Consider the following 18,019-nt stretch of genomic DNA (forward strand, 5'->3'; position numbering starts at 1 on the left):
TGTTTGCAAAAATTAAAAATGAGAAAAATTTCAAGGCTCTCATTCAAAAAGCAAAAGAATGAACTCTCATTATCAATGAACATCTTGCTCGTATAAACATCAATAAAAAATCCCCAATATGCCTCAATGAAATAAAAGGGGCTCTCTCATTAAATGCCCTACCGCAAAAGCAGCTTCCTCAGAACTAAAACAAAAATCAACAGACAACATCACCGCCTCTGCTTTCATCCCCAAACTGGACGACCTAACACAACACCTTGCTATCTTACGATGAGAAATAAAAGAATAATGGATCTATGGAGGCATTCACAAGAAGCGCACACCCGTTGTTTTAAAACCTATTCAAAGACGCATGAAAAAACACCATGCGTAAATGGCTCAAATCCCTTTCGTTCCATCTTGAGAGACAGAAGCAATACGCAAGAGATTTGTCGCTCCAGGCGTTCCAAGAGGAACGCCAGCTGTCACAAGAAAGCGATCGCCCCCTTTACAAAAGCCTTCCTGAAATGCAATAGCTGCTGCACGATCAACCATATCCTCTAAACTCCGTGCATCTTGCGTGACCACACAATGAAGCCCCCAGACTAAAGCCAAACGCCGCGCTGTCTCCACAATGGGAGATAAAGCAATAATCGGTCTATTGGGACGTTCACGAGAAGCGCGCACACCCGTTGTTCCTGAAGCCGTATAGGCAACAATAGCTGCTAGCGCAAGTGTTTCAGCAATCTGACGCGCAGCAAGAGAAATCGCATCCGTTCCTGTTGATTCTGGTGCTGGATGCTGTGCCCCAACCTGAGCGGCATAAGTATGATCTTGTTCGATTTGCCGCGCGATTCGATCCATCATAAGCACGGCTTCTTCCGGATAACGACCAGAAGCAGATTCAGCAGACAACATCACCGCATCTGTTCCTGCATAAACTGCTGTAGCAACATCCGACACTTCTGCGCGTGTTGGAACAGAAGATGAGATCATTGATTCGAGCATTTGTGTTGCCACCACAACAGGCTTTCCTGCTAAACGACAAGCTTTTATGAGCTCCATCTGAAGTGCAGGAACCCTTTCCAAAGGCATTTCCACTCCGAGATCACCCCGTGCAATCATAATACCATCGGATACATCAATAATTTTCTCTATATGCTCCAAGGCTTGAGGCTTTTCGATTTTTGCCATCAAAGACACCTTGCTTTTCGTCAACCGACGCACCGCTATAATATCTTCTGGACGTTGAATAAAAGAAAGAGCAACCCAATCAACAGGCTGCTGTAAAAGAGCCTGAAGATCCTCCTTATCTTTTAACGTCATCGAATCAAAAGGCAAAATTGTATCGGGAAAACTGACACCCTTTCGATCAGAAATACGGGTTCCAGCAATCACGCGACACTGTATAGAATGACCATCACAAACTTGCGCACGCAGTTCCAGTTTTCCATCATCAATCAACAAGCGATCCCCTGGTTTAACAGCCGAAAATACATCCTCATGAGGGAAAAAAACACGCTGTGCATCACCAAGGACATCGCGATTATCTAACGTAAAGCTTTGCCCAACACGCAAATCTTCTTGACCCTTAGTAAAGCGCCCCACACGCAGTTTTGGTCCCTGAAGATCCACTAAAATACCAATGGGTCGCCGAACTGTTTTTTCCACTTCTCGTATAGACTTGACCAAATCACCCATCATATCACGATCAGTATGGCTCATATTAAGACGAAAAACGTCTGCCCCTGCCCTAAAAAGCTTCTCAATCATTTCACTCGAAAAAGAAGAAGGGCCAAGAGTCGCAATAATTTTTACTTTACGTGCACGTTTCACGGCGGAGAATTTCCTGAAAGAGAAGGGACAACAGAATTGTTTAACAAAGACTCATCCGTCAACTGTACCATCCAACTGGTTTGATTTCCGGTATCGATTTCTTTAAATTCAGCCTTTTGATATCCTCGAGGGAAACAATCATGAACCCCTTGAATGGTAAATTGGCTATCTTGCACACACATGGTTACAGAGCCTGCCCAATTCCCTTTTTTTTGTGCCCCTTCCGCATAAAAATAATAAAACCGTGAAGCAAGAGGCCCCTCAATTAAAGTTTTACACTCCGTCACGGGTACCGTCCACCAGCCTTCGCTCACCCACCCTGAAAATGTACGATATCCAAGAGCAACCCCTACAGACTGTTGGGTTGTATTACAAACCCTAAAGTCAGCTTTTGCAAAAACAACAAGGGGAAACAAGAGCAAAATGCTCAAAAGAAAAACCTTTAATCCTTTTTGAAACACCCAATATCGTTTTTTTAAAATCACAAAACTTCCTCTATAATGTCAAATTCTCAAAACAAATTACACACTTCTTTTTCAAAAGCTTTTCAAGTCTAAAACATATATTTTTACATTTTTCTTTTTATAGCCCTTTTATCAATGCATATATCTTAAAAATTTTACAAAATATTTAAAGTCAATTTGTAAAAAAGCTGTGTAGCTTGATTTACTTTTTGTTTTTCAAGCTTTTTCAACATAAATTCGTCGTCGAAAAACAACTTAGAATATATAACTTGGAGAAAAATACAATGAACGATACAGTAACCGATCAAACACACGCTATATCCGTAAACCAATTACGCTCTTTTATCGAACGTATTGAACGACTAGAAGAAGAGAAAAAAACTATTTCTGATGATATTAAAGACGTTTACACTGAACTTAAAGGCTCTGGTTTTGATAGTAAAGCCGTTCGCAGCATTATAAGGTTGCGTAAAAAAGAAGAGCATGAAAGAATGGAAGAAGAAGCCATCATTGAGCTTTATAAAAATGCGCTTGGTATGAATTAAAGACATTGATAACATTTGATTTTTTAAGAAAAGAAAACGCAAAAAAACAAATGAATGTATAAAAATTTCACCCAACAATAAGCAGTTTGTGTAACTTGTAACGAGACTATCGGTCACAGAATACACAATATTGCAACAGCCCTCACATTTAAAAGGATTTATACAGAAAATTTTTATTCTTGTTCTTCAATTATTTTTATCCACACAAACCCTCACTTGTACGCCAATCCAGTTTGTGATGTGCAAGAGAGGTGATTTTTATGATTAAACATCAATAAATTTGAAGTGAGAAAGTCTTCCGATATTGAGAACTCTCTTCAAATTGAAAAAAATGAATGATGATGATAAATCAATTTATTATCTACGAAAATAAACATATGAAAGTGGTCAGCAGTTGAAATCCGCTAAACGAGAGTCTGAACTGTTTACAAACGAAGAAATGGAGATCTTCGTCTTTTAGGATAGGCAGAAATTCAGCATATTTACACATTTGATAAAAGACCCTTGATAGAACTTTAAATAGAACTTTATTCGAACTTATTGACAGAATCGTACAGATCATTGATTCGAGAGGTTAGAATGTGGTCTCTCCATTTCCCAGAAATCATCAAATAGTCTTTGGCATAGCCTTCTTGTTCAAAATGAAGGCGTTTTAATAAACGTTCGCTTTTTATGTTCTCAGGTCTATAATTTGCCATCACTCTATGCAGATGATAAACATGAAAGATATGGCGTATTAGCGCCGATAAACTCTCAAACATGAGACCTTTGCCTTGTTGTTTTTCATCAAGAGAAAAACCAAAATGACAGGCTTGAAAAACACCCCGAACCACATTTGTAAAGTTGACAATACCGATAATTGTGTTTTCATTTTTTAATCGTAGGGCATATCGATATGCTTGTCCTTGTGCACTTTCATAAGCAAATGCACTGGCTCGTGTTTCCCAAGCTGTTAGGCTGTGATACCCATCAGATCTTAACGGTTCAAAAGGACGCAGGTGATTCGCATTACGGAGGTAATAAGAAGACAGTTCAGCAGCATCTTCTAAACCGATCAATGTGGAAATTGTGCGCTGTGTTTTAATTGCCATCATTTTCTCCTCCTAGAAATGTCACAATAACACGTTGATTTATCCTAACAAATCATCACTTTTAAACTTAAATCATAATGTCGAATACAATAAGCTTTCCTCATCACAACACCTCTCACGTTAGAATCAATGAGGATCATTTGCTTTTCCGTCATAAGCGGGGGTGGTATGTTTAAAGCATAAGGTAAAGACAAGGGAATGTTTTTTACGAATGCTCTCAAATTTCAAGGAGCGCTGTAACAACATTGGGGACTGACAATGTGTGTAATGGAACTAGCATACTTCCATATACAAAATTTCGAAAAAACTCACAGCAAAGATAGTTTTGTTTCTTTGCCTTGTAAGCTCAGAGCATGCTTGTTTTGCGCTATCATATCACTATAGCTGCCCGCATACAAAACCCAATGACCATCACCTTGAAAAGCTATATATTACAGTGCGATTTAAAAAGTTTCTGCCATGACTCATCAACAACACTGTTCGCGCAAAATCCGCCATAAGATCTCGTAACAAATCCCAAAAAACGTGATAATGCAATATAAATCTCTTAAAATGTTTTAGATATTACTGTGAACACGCTTCCATTTCTTCGCGTAAAATTTCAAGTTCTAACCATTCTTCTTCTTTTTGTGTGCAAGTATTTTTCTTTTTTTCCAACGCTGTTGATAAACGCTCAAAACGCTCTTTATCACTGCGATAAAGGGCTGGATCAGAGAGCTCTTGTTCAATTTTTTTGATTTCATTTTGCAAAACAGCAATTTCTTCAGGCAATCTTTCCAATGCATAAACCTGCTTATAAGACAATTTACCTTGTGTTTTTTTCTCCCGCACGATCAAGCTATGATCTGTTGATGAATCCCGCTTTGAAAACTCTCCCGCATGAGATTTTGAAGGTGCTTTACGCTGCGATAATTCTGTTTTTTTGCGTTGTAAACTCAGAGCATGCTGGTTTTGCGCCATCATATCACTATAGCCGCCCGCATACAAAACCCACTGACCATCACCTTGAGGTGCCAACATATGCGTTACAGTACGATCTAAAAAGTCTCTGTCATGGCTGACCAACAATACTGTTCCCGCAAAATCAGCAATAAATTCTTGCAACAAATCCAAAGTTTCCATATCCAAATCATTGGTCGGTTCATCAAGAATCAAAAAGTTTGCAGGACGTGAAAGAAGTCGTGCAAGCATGAGGCGTGCTCTTTCTCCCCCGGAAAATTCTTTAAGAGGAGTGCGTGCTTGTTCAGGCGAAAATAAAAAGTCTTTCATATAAGAAACGACATGCCGCTCTTGTCCATTGATCACAAGAGTATCACCTCTTCCTCCCGTTAAATAATGCGCTAAAGTTTCTTCTTCATTTAAAATACGTTGCTGATCAAGCAATGCCATAGAGAGGTTATAGCCATGCCTCACCGTTCCACTATCCACGGCTTCTTGCCCAATTAATGCAGAAAGGAGCGTTGTCTTTCCGATACCATTGGGTCCTACCAAACCGATCCGATCACCACGCTGAATGCGCAAAGAGAAATCTTTCACAATAATGCGATCACCATAGGATTTTGAAATTTTCTTTGCTTCCAGCACCAATTGCCCAGAATCATGACTTTTCGCTGCTGTCAAAAGTGCATTTCCCGGCTGCCCTTTATAGGTTTGATGACGCTGTCTTAAGTTTTTTAATTCACCTAAGCGCCGTACATTACGCTTACGCCGTGCACTCACACCATAACGCAACCATTGCTCTTCACGAGCAATTTGGCGCCCCAATTTATGCTGTTCGATGGCTTCTTCTTCCAACGCTTTATCACGCCAATTTTCAAACTCAGAAAAACGCTTTTCCAGTCTTTTGGTTGTGCCACGATCAAGCCATACCGTTGACCGCGTAACATTTTCTAAAAATCGCCGATCATGGGAAATCACCACCATCGCTGAACGCAAAGACGATAAAACAGCTTCCAGCCATTCAATGGTTGGTAAATCAAGATGATTGGTTGGTTCATCTAAGAACAAAATATCGGGTTTTGCAGCAATAGCCCGTAACAATGAAACACGTCGCTTTTCGCCTCCCGAAAGCGTTTCCACTTTTTCCGCCCCCGAAAAACCTAAATTTGTGCGAAGTGTATTGATCCACTGGACATCAGATGTACCGTCCAGCCCCGCTTCCATATAAGCGTTAATATCTTCAAATCCTGAACAATCCGGATTTTGTGAGACATAACGGAGCGTCACTCGCGGGTGGCGAAAAATTTCGCCACCATGAGGCTCTAATATTCCTGCGGCAATTTTTAACAGGGTTGATTTTCCACAACCATTACGGCCAACCAGCGCAATACGCGCCCCCTGCTCAACCGATAAACAAGCTTGATTGAGCAAAGGCGTTTTTCCAAAATTTAAGAAAATGCGGTCGAGCCGCAGAAGCGGCACCGCCATTAACGAACGCGGCGCGGACAAGGTGCTTTATACATCACCCCTCTTGCATCACGGTAAGCACACAATTGCCGTACAGGAACTCTCTGTCCACAAGGCGCTTGGTAAACATGCCCTCTACGACCGCGATATGTGCACAATTGTGATGCCTGTCTTTGTTGTTTTCTTTGATTTGCAGCCGCACCTGTTACTGTTCCAGCCAAAGCACCAAATGCTGCACCGGTAAGTGCTGCTCCAGGCGTACTTCCAGCAATAGCAGTTCCAGCCAAAGCACCGATTGCTGCTCCTCCTACGCCATAACGTGCAACGCGTTCATCGTTTGTAGTACAAGCGACTGAACTGAAACCAATGGCTGAAACAACGGCCACCTTAAAAATTGATTTTAACATATCAAAACCTTTCCTTCTCAAGATCAATACATAATATATCGTTTATGTCGGCACTTAATCACTAGGCCCCCCCCTGCCTTATTCAAAATATTATTGGAAGAGCTTTACGGAATAGGCACAGACGCTAACAATATAGCTTTTCCAGAACCTAAATGGCAAGAAAAGGTTCCACAAATACGGTTAGAAAGTGTTAAAGAAGAGCCAAATGACACATTTTTGTCACAAATTGGCCATTTTACCCCTTTAAGAGTTAACCCTTTTAAATCAGAAAAACCGATAATACTAAACAAACATCCCTTAGGCAAATCATACGAACGAGGTTTTGATAAAACCGGCCAACCTTCTTCCAAACCGCTTGTCAAAAACACTGAAACGCCCCTTTCAGCCATCATTAACGCTTGCGTCATATGAGAAAGGCTATGATCACTTCGCTCACCTCCCAAAGCACCGCACAAAATAAGCTTTTTTGCGCCATTTTGCAGCGCTCTTTCACAAGCCAGAGCACTATCTGTCATATCTTTATCAGAGGGAAAAACTTCACGCGGAACATGACTATATTTGCGTATTAAATTCTCATCTGACGAATCAAAGTCCCCTAACCACAACTCAGGCGACACATCAAGCGCTGCCGCATGACGCATACCACCATCAGCAGCAATCACCCGACTGTTTTGAATTTGATTAAGCAAACGATCAGTGATACGAACATCTCCATTTAATAATATCGTAAATGTTGTCATGCCATACTTTGCCTTTCACAAAATTTCCTTTACAGTGCATCCTTTTATCAGTGAGAGTCATTTTTTATAAACAAAAAGCGTGATATAGCCCAACGAATCCTTATCCCTAATGTCTTTCTTAAAGAAACATACGATACAAAGATACAAATGCAATTTGCCAAATTACTCCGCAGAAATAATGTGCACCATGGTCCAACGCACCCCATTTTTCAACGCAATTTTCTTTTTCACTCGTGCCTGTATAAAGCAACTTTCATAAGTTTAACGCTTCTCCTTTCGGCTTGTCATACACCCCTTTCTCAAAATGATAGACTTTCTTCCACTTCTTCTAAAACGATCAAACATACCAACAATCATAATATCTATGTCACATTAAGCGCTCTGCAACACCCACGTATTTTGCAAATGTATGGCGGCGCTTATTATGATGCAAAACTTGAACACCTTTTAGCAAAGATTGTCCGTAAACTGACAGTTGCATTCCATAGTTCTCATCAACGCTATTCTGTAACCATTTTAAACTCAGAAAGCGTTAACGCATTTGCGCTCCCCAATGGCGCGATCTACATCACTCGTGGTATGCTGGCATTAGCCAATGATTCTTCAGAAGTTGCAGCCATTTTAGCCCACGAGATAGCACATATTAGAGCCAATCATGGCATTTTACGCCTGCAAAAAGAAGCCCAATTAAAGATGGCAAATCACGTATCTTCACATCTTCTTTCTTCTATTGGCAAAAAACTTCATACCCCTACGCAAAATAAGCAACAACTCGCACAATTTTCCCGCAATCAAGAGCTGGAAGCTGATTCCCTTGCACTAGAAATGCTCCAACAAGCAGGATATGATCCATTTGCTTCACCGCGCTTTCTTCAAACAATGGAAGCCTATAGTGCTTTGCGTAATATCTCCGGCACCCAAAATGCCTCTCTAGATTTTCTAGCTTCTCACCCAACCACCCCTCAACGCATTCGGCTTGCGATAGAAAAAGCGCGTAAAATCAGTAAAGGGAATAGTAAAACAACCGATCGCGATTCTTTTCTCAAAAGCATTGATGGTATGATTTTTGGAGGAGGATTTTATACAGGTTTTGTACGGGGCAACCAATTTATTCACCCACAGTTGCGCATAGCTTTTTCTGTTCCAAACAATTTTACAATAGAATATTCAGCACACACTGTTTGGGCCAGTGGACCAAATAAAATTGCGATTCGTTTTGATGCTCTTCCGCATCCTGCTGGAATATCTGCGAGTGATTATTTGAAAAGCGGCTGGATTATCGGGCTAGACCAATCATCTATCCGCCCCATTACAATTCAAGGGCTCCCCAGTCAAGAGTTTACGCATCAAGGATTTCAAAGCCAAAATTTACTTGGAGCACGAGCCCATGCTACCAATGAGCAATGGCAATTTGATGTGGTTGTCATTCCATTCAACAACCACATCTTTCGTTTTTTGACAGCCGCCCCACATAATTCTCAAAATTTTGCAGAAGTTGCCCAAAAAACGCTACAAAGCTTTCATTCTCTTTCATCTTCACAATTAAAAAAACTGAAGCCCTTAAAAATCCGTATTGTCCGCGTTAAACAAGGAGAAAACATTGCAAATCTTGCAGATAAAATGCAATACACACCATATAAAGAAAAACTCTTTCGCATCCTCAACGCCCTCTCACCAACGCAAACTTTACCCGCAGGTACAAAAGTGAAAATTATTACAGAATAAGCCTTTTTCTCATCTGCTATAGTTTTGATTCTTTTCTATCTGTATCACGCCCCCCTTAAAACATATTCGCAAATGAAATGAAAAGGGACTCTTTAAAAACCAATTTCATCATGTTTTCATAGGCTTCCGTTTGATACATATTTCCTACCAACCAACATTCACCTCTATCTTCCTCTGCTTATCAGTAGCACCAAACACATCCCCAAGGAGGCATATTCCTAAACAAATCTGGACATTCCCTAAAACTGACTTCATCACATTCTCATATGCCCCCACTTATACGTTCTCTTTCCTCCCCCCCCCCAAAGCCTTTCACTGCTTATATATCGTAAGCGTCTTCTGAATGAACGGTAAGGAGAGCAGAACGCAATTTTTGCAAAGCTCTAGCTTCAATTTGACGCACGCGCTCTTTCGAGATTCCTAACTTTTCACCCAAAACTTCGAGAGTCGCACCCTCTTCATTTAAGCGACGAAAGCGAATAATTTCCAACTCCCGTTCATTGAGAATTTGCAAAGCATCGTAAAGCCACTGTGTACGCCTTTGACCATCAATGACTTGCTCAATTAAAGCATCAGGAAGAGGACTATCATCCACCAAAACATCCATCTTAGCAATGGGATTATCACTGTTCTCAGAAACAGAAACACTCAAGGAATTATCAGAACTGGAAAAACGAAAATCCATCGTTTCAACATCGCGCACAGAAACGCCAAGCTTTTCAGCGATTGTGCGAAAAATATCCTGTTTTGACAAAGCACTATCATCTTGTATCAGTTTTGCACGCAAACGCCGAAGATTAAAGAAAAGTGCTTTTTGCGAAGAACTCGTTCCCCCTCGAACGATTGACCAGTTTCGCAAAATATAATCTTGAATAGAAGCGCGTATCCACCACGTTGCATACGTTGAAAAACGCACTTCCCGATCAGGTTCAAAACGTGCAGCTGCTTCCAATAGTCCCACATACCCTTCTTGTACCAAATCCCCCAATGGCATTTTGAAACGTTTAAAGCGATTAGCAATAGCAATCACTAAACGCATATGAGCCGCTGCAATTTGATGCATGGCATCATCATCACGTTTGTCTTTCCACCGCAGAGCCAAATCATGCTCTTTTTGTCGTTCAAGATAAGGTGCTTGCATAGCAGAACGCATCATACTACGTCCTAAGCTTTTGTCTGCATCGCTATAATTTTTGCTGCTTTTATAAACAGCATTTGAAAGATTACCCATAATAACCCCTTGCGATTAAAATTATCAAAATTGATTTGGCAACGACATCATTGTTCTTCTCAAAAAGAACGCAAAAGTTGTTAACTTCTGTACTCACTACTTTAACGTGTAATTTTATAATCGCAATTGTTTTTTTCATTATCATGGTAAAACTTTTTGTCATGAGACACAATTTCACCTGCAAAATGCCTTTACAATATGCCTTTTAGCCTATGAAATATTTGAAAAAACTTTCTCTTCATTTTTCATGACAAAACAGCAAAAAAATAAAATGACCATGCAAAACAAATGCTGTTTTTTGATAACCGATACCGTTTCCTTTTAAACTGAAGAATTTATTTATGCTTTCAGCTTTACATTACAACTAATAAGTGTAATTTGCAAATATAAAGCACCCAAACTGAATGAAAACTGAATAAAAAAAGAATCATCCAAGTTTTAAAGGTGCAAAAAGAAACATCAAAAAACGACAAGAGTGATTGAAGCAAACGCAACAAACGTGTTAAAGAAAGAGAACCATTATGAAATTGTCGCAAAAAACTTTTGACCAATTTCGCACTGAGAAAGAAAATGATCATGGATAGCAAGATTGTTCAACAGAATGAGATTCTTCAAGATGATATTCTCATTGAAAAACATGGAAGGGGTAAATTTGAAGGTTTTCGTTTTTATGCCAACAAAAACAGTACCGATCAAATAGCTGACAAGCAAATTTCAACAGAGAATGAAAATTTGATTCTTGCTTTTTCCAAACGCGCGACACGTTTTTGCGCTTGTGCAAATGGAGATTTTACCCTCAGTTCTGATGGAATTGTGCGCTGGATTGGCCAACCCGTAGGACAACTTGTAGCAACAGAAGATTTTTTCAAACCAAAACTGATTGTCTTAGCAGATGAACAACTCACAGGAGAATCCCGCAATAACGTTGTGAAGCGACTAGAACGCTTTGTCACCTTTCATTTTGAAACGACTTTAAAACCTCTATTTGATTTGCGTAATGCTGATAATTTAACGGATTCAACAAACAGTCTTGCTTTACAACTTTTTAACTCTTTAGGGATTTTACCACGCCGCGAAGTCTTAGATGTCGTCAAAAAACTTGCGCAAGAATCACGTGCCGTGCTTCGGCGACTAGGTGTGCGTTTTGGCGCTTTTCACATCTATGTTGCCGGAATGCTTAAACCTGCTCCGGTTCAAGCCATTACCCTCCTGTGGAATCTTCAAAATGCGCAACAAGATCAAACTGGTTTGGGTGAAATTTTGTCAGCATTATCTGCTGGTCGAACCTCTTTGATTGTTGACCCTACCTATAACCGTCAATTTTATCAATTAGCCGGCTACCGAATCTTAGGACAACGTGCTGTACGGATTGATATTTTAGAACGTCTTGCCAATCTCATCCGCCCCGCACTGCATTGGAAACAAGGAAGTGATCCTAAACCCGATGGCGCCTATGATGGAAAAAGTTTTTTTGTGACACCAGCCATGATGTCCATTCTTGGAGCCAATGGAAATGATATGGAAGAAATCCTCAAAGGACTTGGTTATCAATCGTACAGCATAAGCAATACTATTTTTGAACAAAATCTCCTTGCACACCAAGCCTCTTCCCCTGTCAATGGGACAATGCAAGATGTTCCTGCAGCAGAATGCGTTGGCAGTCAATGGCAAACAATAAGCGATTCAAAAACAACACAAGAAGAAAAAAATACCTCATACCCAAACATTTTATCCTCTGATATTGAACAACATCTCCATAAAACCAATCGTTTACCAGCAGCTGAACCTGTTGGGAATTTTGCCAAATCTCCTCTCCCTACAGAAAAAGATAAAGTTATTTTATTATGGCATTATAGGCATCCATTTCACCAACACGCGCAAAAAAAACGTGATAAATTAGGAAATAAGTGGCAAAATAAATCGAAGAGCGCTGTAAAAAAAGCGGAACACACAAATGAAAAGTCCCCTCAAGAAGCACTATCACAAGCAAAACGCTCTCATAAGTTCCACAAATCCCAAGGAAAACATGCAAATCATAAGCCTTTTCAAAAAGAAAAGCGCCTTAACCCTGATTCACCTTTTGCAAAATTAGCTGTACTACGCGATCAACTCACCAATCATACAAACACGCACACACTTTCCTCTAAAGAGAATTAAAGTAACAAATGGAGTTTGATCTTGACCCACGTAGTGACCGACAACTGCATTCACTGCAAATATACGGATTGCGTTGAAGTCTGCCCTGTTGATTGTTTTTATGAAGGGGAAAACATGCTTGTTATTCACCCCGACGAATGCATCGATTGTGGTGTTTGTGTGCCAGAATGCCCAGCAGAAGCGATTTTACCTGATACAGAACCAGGATTAGAAAAGTGGTTAGAACTTAATCTTCATTATGCAAACAAATGGCCTAATCTAACCACCCGAAAAGATCCTTTTCCTCAAGCAAAAGAAATGGATGGCGTTCCAAATAAATTAGAAAAGTATTTTTCAGAAAATCCAGGAAGTGGTGAAGAGTAATGATACAGTGTACACTCTCCTCCTTCAACGATTGAAAGACTTCCCTTGTAAAAATAAAAAATCCTTAAGCGAAATGATTGATTCTTTGGAAGTTTGATGTTAGTGTTATTTTAACATGATCATCTTTCTAAGTATTTTTCTTTGCTTGTTGTAGTAAAGCGATGTATTTTTTTTGGATTTAAAAGTACTCGGCTTTTATGCTCACTTAATTGGTACAATATACTTGGTTAAAGAAAACTCAACCCTCAGGTTTATAACCTGTTTTCCGATACATTTGTTGATCATAAGGGAGTAAACTAAAATATGGCATCCCAACATGGAACGTCTTCCAAGACCAAAGAATTTGCAACCTCTGAATATATCGTCTACCCTACGCATGGAGTAGGACAAATTATAGCGATTGAAGATCAAGAAGTTGCAGGACATAAATTGAAACTTTTTGTCATTCATTTCGCGAAAGATAAGATGGATGTCAAAGTCCCTATTGCAAAAGCCCTTTCCGTTGGAATGCGTAAATTATCTGCTAGTGATTCTGTCGAACGCGCCTTAAAAGTTTTACACGGAAAGGCCCGCGTTAAACGAACCATGTGGTCACGTCGTGCACAAGAATATGATGCTAAAATCAATTCCGGAGATCTTATTTGTATCGCCGAAGTGGTCCGTGATCTTTTCCGCTCTAATCTACAGCCTGAACAATCGTACTCTGAGCGCCAACTTTATACAGCTGCTCTTGAAAGAATGGCCCGCGAAATTGCGGTTATTAATAGTCTTTCTGAAACAGAAGCTATCAATCTCATAGAGATGCATCTCTCCAACAAACCGGAACGCGAATTTAAAGCTGAGAGAGAAGAAACAGATGAAAACAGTAAAGCTGTCTACGCTGCATAATACACTCTTTCATCATAATGAGATATTTTGATAAAACCAGCTTTTCGCTGGTTTTATTTTTTAACATCCTCTCTGTCCTTAAGGATAAACTTTCTTAAACCAGCGCCAATCTATAAACAATCTAACTTTTCGACAAATTCCTCCTCCTCATTTTCTTGCTTCATAGATAAAAAATTGATTAATCATCATAATCTAGCATTATTCATATTAAATTAGAATCTTGAATATCGTAAGATTTTTCATTTCAAATTTCTCTCATGTTGAATCAATGACAATCACTTGCTTGTCAATCACAAGCGGGGCTGATCTTTGGGTAAAAACTATACAAAAAGAGCGAGAAGTGTCTCAAGCACCAAAAGATATAGCAACATTGGAATCTAGCAAAATGTGTAAGGATGCAGGCTTACTTTTTTATCAAGCATAAAGATCATAGTGCCGTTTATACACTACACCAAGACTTTACCCTTCTACAAAACCATTATAACATTCAAAAACGCCGTCATAAAATGGATGCAACAAATATTGAAAAATATTCCTTTTAAAAAACGTGTGATGGTACAACATAATCATATTTTGTCTCGGGCACTCTATTTTGCATGAGAAGCATTCCCTCATTAAAGAACGCGATAAACAAAAGCATGAAATAAACCATTATCTCCATTCTATAAAAGGCATTTCAAATACTTTTGAAAGCTGTAAAGCTAATTTTAAAAATAACAATAAAAATAAACGTTGGCATTGCCCCTTGCAACTTCATATTTTTCTAAAATGAGGTTATATTTTCATTTCAGAGATTACGAGATATACGCAAGTATTCTTACTCCAATCAGACATACAAAATCTAGAACGATTCATAGAACTCTAAAAGTCTCAATCTCTGTTTTAAACAGACCGCTGAAAATTGGATATTGATGAACAGATAACAAAAAAATCACAAACTTAGGTAAGCAACACCACAAAACTATTCATAAACCAGCTATGTACCGGAGAGTCATACCAACTTTGATAAAATACTTTGCTCAACCCCATACATAACACATCTGGTTTTAAGTTTACTTATTTTTACAAGCTGTTCGTAACAAATCCCTTATATTCACAAAAATAAGAAAAATATATGGACAATTCTTAGTTTAAAAATATGAAAATGAAATGTGATATTCATAGAAAAGTCTCATGTGTCTTTATCATCAAAAGCACTAAAGATTATTGAATGTGTACGCCTTCTGTCTTGTAACGATTTTCTCTTTTCTGCTTATAAGAAAACACGCTGGCATCATCATACACTTAACCCCCAATGTTACAACAATCCTTACATTTGAAAGTATTCATTATAGACATTTTGTCCTTTCTTATAGAATGTTCACCCACATGCCAGCCCCACTTGTGACCGAAAAGCAAGGGATTACCATTGATTCAACATGAGAGAAATTTGAAATGAAAAAATCCCACGATAGACCTTTCATTCAAGACGCAAACAACGAATGATCTTTATAAATCAATGTGATGTAAATCTCTATTTTTTACTGAGAATCACATGTCACAATATAAGCCTCTAGACAAACATTGCCTTAAATATTCTCATAAAAAACACCGGTATGCTTAAAGCCTTACATGGGACAACCGCCTTAAACGATGATATTTTATGGTCTAATAGGATTCCCTCTACAGTCAATAAAAATTAAATGCGATACAAAATGATTCTATTACTGAGCTAACTTATATCAATAAGCTCTTAACGCAATCATCATAAAAGACACTGACACAAGCAATCCTTTATAACCTCTCAAGAAAAAGCGAAAATGCACGCCACAAACGTGCATTCACTCATGAATCAAGAGAAGCTTACCACTGGAAAAGAGATAAAACGCTAAATTTTTAATCCCTAAAACGGAACGCCCGCGATACATTCCCGTTTTCAAATCAATGTGATGAGAGCGATGCAAAGACACCTCAACATCCATCTTAAAGCGAAAATGCACGCCACAAACGTGCATTCACTCATGAATCAAAAGAAGCTTACTACTGGAAAAGAGATAAAACGCTAAAGTTTTAACCACTAAAACGGAACGCCCGCGATACATTCCCGTTTTCAAATCAATGTGATGAGAGCGATGCAAAGACACCTCAACATCCATCTTAAAGCGAAAATGCACGCCACAAACGTGCATTCACTCATGAATCAAAAGAAGCTTACTACTGGAAAAGAGATAAAACGCTCAGTCTTTAACCACTAAAACGGAACGCCCGCGATACATTCCCGTTTTCAAATCAATGTGATGAGGACGACGTAATTCACCAGAATTTTTATCTTCGATATAAGTCGGCGCCTTCAGAGCATCAGCCGAACGGCGCATGCCCCTCTTCGCTGGAGAGGTTTTTCGTTTAGGTACAGCCATAAAAAGACACTCCAAATCCATTAAAACAGAAAAAGCAATGTCAAAAATGACAATGCCTCATTTAAAAACACCATAAAATTTAAAGATATTATACACTGATAAAAAAGAAGAGGCAATGTCAAAATGATCCTCCTCTTACCAAAAATGACCTTCTTTTTATCAAAAATGGTATCACAATGATCAAATGAATATCAAAAACACCGCAAAATTTGAAAATTTTATACATCAATGAAAGCTTTTTTATAAGACCTTCATTCAATTTTTATTTAGTTTAAAAATGGATTTGCACATACAATAGAGATACGGATAAAAAGAGAAATTGATTTTTAATAAAAAACGACGCCAATTTATGACAACAAGAAAAAGCGACAACCTTTCTCTCTTTCTCTTAAACTTCATAATTTCATTTTTGTAAAAACAAAGGAAGCAAGAATGCACGAATTTACCACCCTTCTTGCAAAACATGGACACACTGTTGAAAAGCGGCTTGATACCCTGTTAAGTGATCAAATCCAAAATGGTGAAATTTCACGCCCTAAAAACTTAATCAAAGCCATGCGCTATGGTGTGCTGAACGGTGGGAAACGCCTGCGTCCTTTTCTTGTGATTCAAAGTGCTGCACTTTTTGATATCCCTGTAGAACATTCTCTTGATGTTGCATGTGCCTTAGAATGTATCCATTGTTATTCGCTCATTCATGATGATCTTCCCGCTATGGATAACGATATACTCCGGCGTGGGAAACCCACCGTCCATATAGCATTTGACGAAGCAACAGCAATTCTAGCAGGCAATGCCCTCTTAACATTTGCCTTTGAAATCATTGCCCATAAAGCCAGTACTCTATCGACAGACATTAGAATAAAGCTGATCACGTCTCTTGCACAATCGGCAGGACTTGGCGGTATGTTAGGTGGACAAATGCTGGACCTCGAAGCTGAAAAAAGACCGCAAGAAAATACTGACATCACCACTCTACAACGCATGAAAACAGCAGCCCTGATGAGCTTTGCTTGCCAAGCAGGCGCCATCATTGGCAATGCATCTAAAGAATTAACCGAAAAGCTTACTGATTTTGGTACCTATCTTGGTTTAGCCTTTCAATTAACCGATGACCTTCTTGATGTCACCGCCAACACGCAAACCCTAGGAAAAACGGCTGGGAAAGATGAAACGGCACAAAAAGCGACCTTTGTTCATCTTTACGGCATTGAAGAAACCCAAAAAAAGCGAGATACACTCATCAGTAAAGCAGAAGCATTCTTACATCCTTTTGGCGCTAAAGCACTCCCCCTCCAACAAGCAGCACACTTTAGTGCACTACGCAAAAATTAAACTTCATCCACCCTATTGCACACAGTGTACACCATCATCTTTGTTGAATGCATAATAGATTTTTCAAAGAAACGTTACCATTGATCCCCATTATAGTCCTTATCATGAAATGGGTGCAATAAACCTTGAGAAGAATTTCATTAAAACAAGCCACGTGAATTTATAACACAAGTGCATTCTGGTATCCTATTTTGCATGAAAATTTGCATGAAAAATGCCCTCCATTAAAGAATAAAAAAAAGAAAATGTGAAATAATGCGCAATCACCATTCCTTAATAAGCATATAATCCGGCACAATCATTTTCTTTATCAGCGTCCAATCTTGTCAGCAACTCTTGGTGCAATATTCATGAGAAGCATTTTTATTTCTTTTTTAATGATTTTATGCCATGCCCACTTATAACGTACAAGCAGATGACTTTGATTGCTTCAACATACATAGATTTGAAATAAGA

General features: G+C 39.0%; 14 protein-coding genes and 1 pseudogene. 6 read left to right on the forward strand and 9 right to left on the reverse strand.

All coding sequences use genetic code 11. The features are described 5' to 3' along the window. Positions 1-378 precede the first annotated feature (378 nt). Together pyk and ACFIKU_RS01555 are read right to left on the reverse strand one after the other, a co-directional pair. Complete coding sequence (gene pyk / locus ACFIKU_RS01550; RefSeq protein ID WP_375656481.1) at positions 379-1,815, reverse strand: pyruvate kinase; 1,437 nt, start codon at positions 1,813-1,815, stop codon at positions 379-381. Further along, on the reverse strand, positions 1,812-2,300 hold the full coding sequence (locus tag ACFIKU_RS01555) for a DUF1036 domain-containing protein (protein WP_273723143.1): 489 nt from the start codon (positions 2,298-2,300) through the stop codon (positions 1,812-1,814). Before ACFIKU_RS01555 ends, pyk begins: the two co-directional genes overlap by 4 nt. A gap of 263 nt (positions 2,301-2,563) precedes the next feature. On the opposite strand from ACFIKU_RS01555, the gene ACFIKU_RS01560 reads away from it, so the two are divergent. Beyond that, complete coding sequence (locus ACFIKU_RS01560; protein WP_005774567.1) at positions 2,564-2,824, forward strand: DUF2312 domain-containing protein; 261 nt, start codon at positions 2,564-2,566, stop codon at positions 2,822-2,824. Between the two features lie 527 nt (positions 2,825-3,351). On the opposite strand, the gene rimJ is transcribed toward ACFIKU_RS01560, so the two are convergent. The 4 genes from rimJ to ACFIKU_RS01585 all read right to left on the reverse strand — a co-directional run bounded on the left by rimJ (position 3,352) and on the right by ACFIKU_RS01585 (position 7,468). After that, a complete protein-coding gene (gene rimJ / locus ACFIKU_RS01565; protein WP_375656504.1) occupies positions 3,352-3,915 on the reverse strand; it encodes a ribosomal protein S5-alanine N-acetyltransferase in 564 nt (187 codons plus the stop codon). Between the two features lie 564 nt (positions 3,916-4,479). After that, entirely contained in the window at positions 4,480-6,342 is a 1,863-nt protein-coding gene (locus ACFIKU_RS01575; RefSeq protein WP_375656505.1) for an ABC-F family ATP-binding cassette domain-containing protein, read from the reverse strand. Then, on the reverse strand, positions 6,342-6,728 hold the full coding sequence (locus ACFIKU_RS01580; RefSeq protein ID WP_375613186.1) for a hypothetical protein: 387 nt from the start codon (positions 6,726-6,728) through the stop codon (positions 6,342-6,344). The genes ACFIKU_RS01575 and ACFIKU_RS01580 overlap by 1 nt, the downstream gene beginning before the upstream one ends. Positions 6,729-6,832: 104 nt before the next feature. Continuing rightward, positions 6,833-7,468: a thiamine diphosphokinase gene (locus ACFIKU_RS01585; RefSeq protein ID WP_375641851.1), complete on the reverse strand. Its 636-nt coding sequence runs from the start codon at positions 7,466-7,468 to the stop codon at positions 6,833-6,835. Positions 7,469-7,615: 147 nt separating this feature from the next. Between ACFIKU_RS01585 and ACFIKU_RS01590 the strand changes: the two genes are divergently transcribed. After that, positions 7,616-9,193 carry a M48 family metalloprotease gene (locus tag ACFIKU_RS01590; protein ID WP_375656482.1) on the forward strand — a complete coding sequence of 526 codons (1,578 nt, stop codon included), beginning with the start codon at positions 7,616-7,618 and terminating at the stop codon, positions 9,191-9,193. A 319-nt stretch (positions 9,194-9,512) separates the two neighbouring features. Here the strand turns inward: ACFIKU_RS01590 and ACFIKU_RS01595 are convergent, their stop codons facing one another. Further along, positions 9,513-10,424: an RNA polymerase factor sigma-32 gene (locus ACFIKU_RS01595; protein ID WP_273723131.1), complete on the reverse strand. Its 912-nt coding sequence runs from the start codon at positions 10,422-10,424 to the stop codon at positions 9,513-9,515. 570 nt (positions 10,425-10,994) lie between these two features. On the opposite strand from ACFIKU_RS01595, the gene ACFIKU_RS01600 reads away from it, so the two are divergent. From ACFIKU_RS01600 to ACFIKU_RS01610, 3 genes are all read left to right on the forward strand, one after another. Continuing rightward, positions 10,995-12,581: a hypothetical protein gene (locus ACFIKU_RS01600; protein ID WP_375656483.1), complete on the forward strand. Its 1,587-nt coding sequence runs from the start codon at positions 10,995-10,997 to the stop codon at positions 12,579-12,581. 21 nt (positions 12,582-12,602) lie between these two features. Further along, entirely contained in the window at positions 12,603-12,944 is a 342-nt protein-coding gene (gene fdxA / locus ACFIKU_RS01605) for a ferredoxin FdxA (protein ID WP_375641854.1), read from the forward strand. 303 nt (positions 12,945-13,247) lie between these two features. Then, the gene (locus ACFIKU_RS01610; protein WP_375641855.1) at positions 13,248-13,832 is read left to right on the forward strand and encodes a CarD family transcriptional regulator; all 585 of its coding nucleotides are present in this window, start codon (positions 13,248-13,250) and stop codon (positions 13,830-13,832) included. A 1,871-nt stretch (positions 13,833-15,703) separates the two neighbouring features. Here the strand turns inward: ACFIKU_RS01610 and ACFIKU_RS01615 are convergent. Continuing rightward, positions 15,704-15,775, reverse strand: a pseudogene (locus ACFIKU_RS01615) (50S ribosomal protein L32); the annotation flags it as partial. Between the two features lie 273 nt (positions 15,776-16,048). After that, complete coding sequence (gene rpmF / locus ACFIKU_RS01620; protein ID WP_005774555.1) at positions 16,049-16,228, reverse strand: 50S ribosomal protein L32; 180 nt, start codon at positions 16,226-16,228, stop codon at positions 16,049-16,051. A gap of 432 nt (positions 16,229-16,660) precedes the next feature. Here rpmF and ACFIKU_RS01625 point away from each other — a divergent pair, with 432 nt between their 5' ends. Next, complete coding sequence (locus ACFIKU_RS01625; RefSeq protein WP_375656484.1) at positions 16,661-17,563, forward strand: polyprenyl synthetase family protein; 903 nt, start codon at positions 16,661-16,663, stop codon at positions 17,561-17,563. Positions 17,564-18,019 lie beyond the last annotated feature (456 nt).

Source organism: Bartonella sp. CM120XJJH, from assembly GCF_042194715.1.
In the GTDB taxonomy this organism is placed as follows: Bacteria; Pseudomonadota; Alphaproteobacteria; order Rhizobiales; family Rhizobiaceae; genus Bartonella.

What these genes read in the sequence shown, in the direction of transcription:
- rimJ (WP_375656504.1), bottom strand. Translation starts at nt 3,915, where the DNA reads ATGGCAATTAAAACACAGCGCACAATTTCCACATTGATCGGTTTAGAA.
- ACFIKU_RS01625 (WP_375656484.1), top strand. Translation starts at nt 16,661, where the DNA reads ATGCACGAATTTACCACCCTTCTTGCAAAACATGGACACACTGTTGAA.
- ACFIKU_RS01580 (WP_375613186.1), bottom strand. Translation starts at nt 6,728, where the DNA reads ATGTTAAAATCAATTTTTAAGGTGGCCGTTGTTTCAGCCATTGGTTTC.
- ACFIKU_RS01575 (WP_375656505.1), bottom strand. Translation starts at nt 6,342, where the DNA reads ATGGCGGTGCCGCTTCTGCGGCTCGACCGCATTTTCTTAAATTTTGGA.
- ACFIKU_RS01590 (WP_375656482.1), top strand. Translation starts at nt 7,616, where the DNA reads ATGCAATTTGCCAAATTACTCCGCAGAAATAATGTGCACCATGGTCCA.
- ACFIKU_RS01610 (WP_375641855.1), top strand. Translation starts at nt 13,248, where the DNA reads ATGGCATCCCAACATGGAACGTCTTCCAAGACCAAAGAATTTGCAACC.
- rpmF (WP_005774555.1), bottom strand. Translation starts at nt 16,228, where the DNA reads ATGGCTGTACCTAAACGAAAAACCTCTCCAGCGAAGAGGGGCATGCGC.
- ACFIKU_RS01600 (WP_375656483.1), top strand. Translation starts at nt 10,995, where the DNA reads ATGATCATGGATAGCAAGATTGTTCAACAGAATGAGATTCTTCAAGAT.
- ACFIKU_RS01595 (WP_273723131.1), bottom strand. Translation starts at nt 10,424, where the DNA reads ATGGGTAATCTTTCAAATGCTGTTTATAAAAGCAGCAAAAATTATAGC.
- ACFIKU_RS01585 (WP_375641851.1), bottom strand. Translation starts at nt 7,468, where the DNA reads ATGACAACATTTACGATATTATTAAATGGAGATGTTCGTATCACTGAT.
- ACFIKU_RS01560 (WP_005774567.1), top strand. Translation starts at nt 2,564, where the DNA reads ATGAACGATACAGTAACCGATCAAACACACGCTATATCCGTAAACCAA.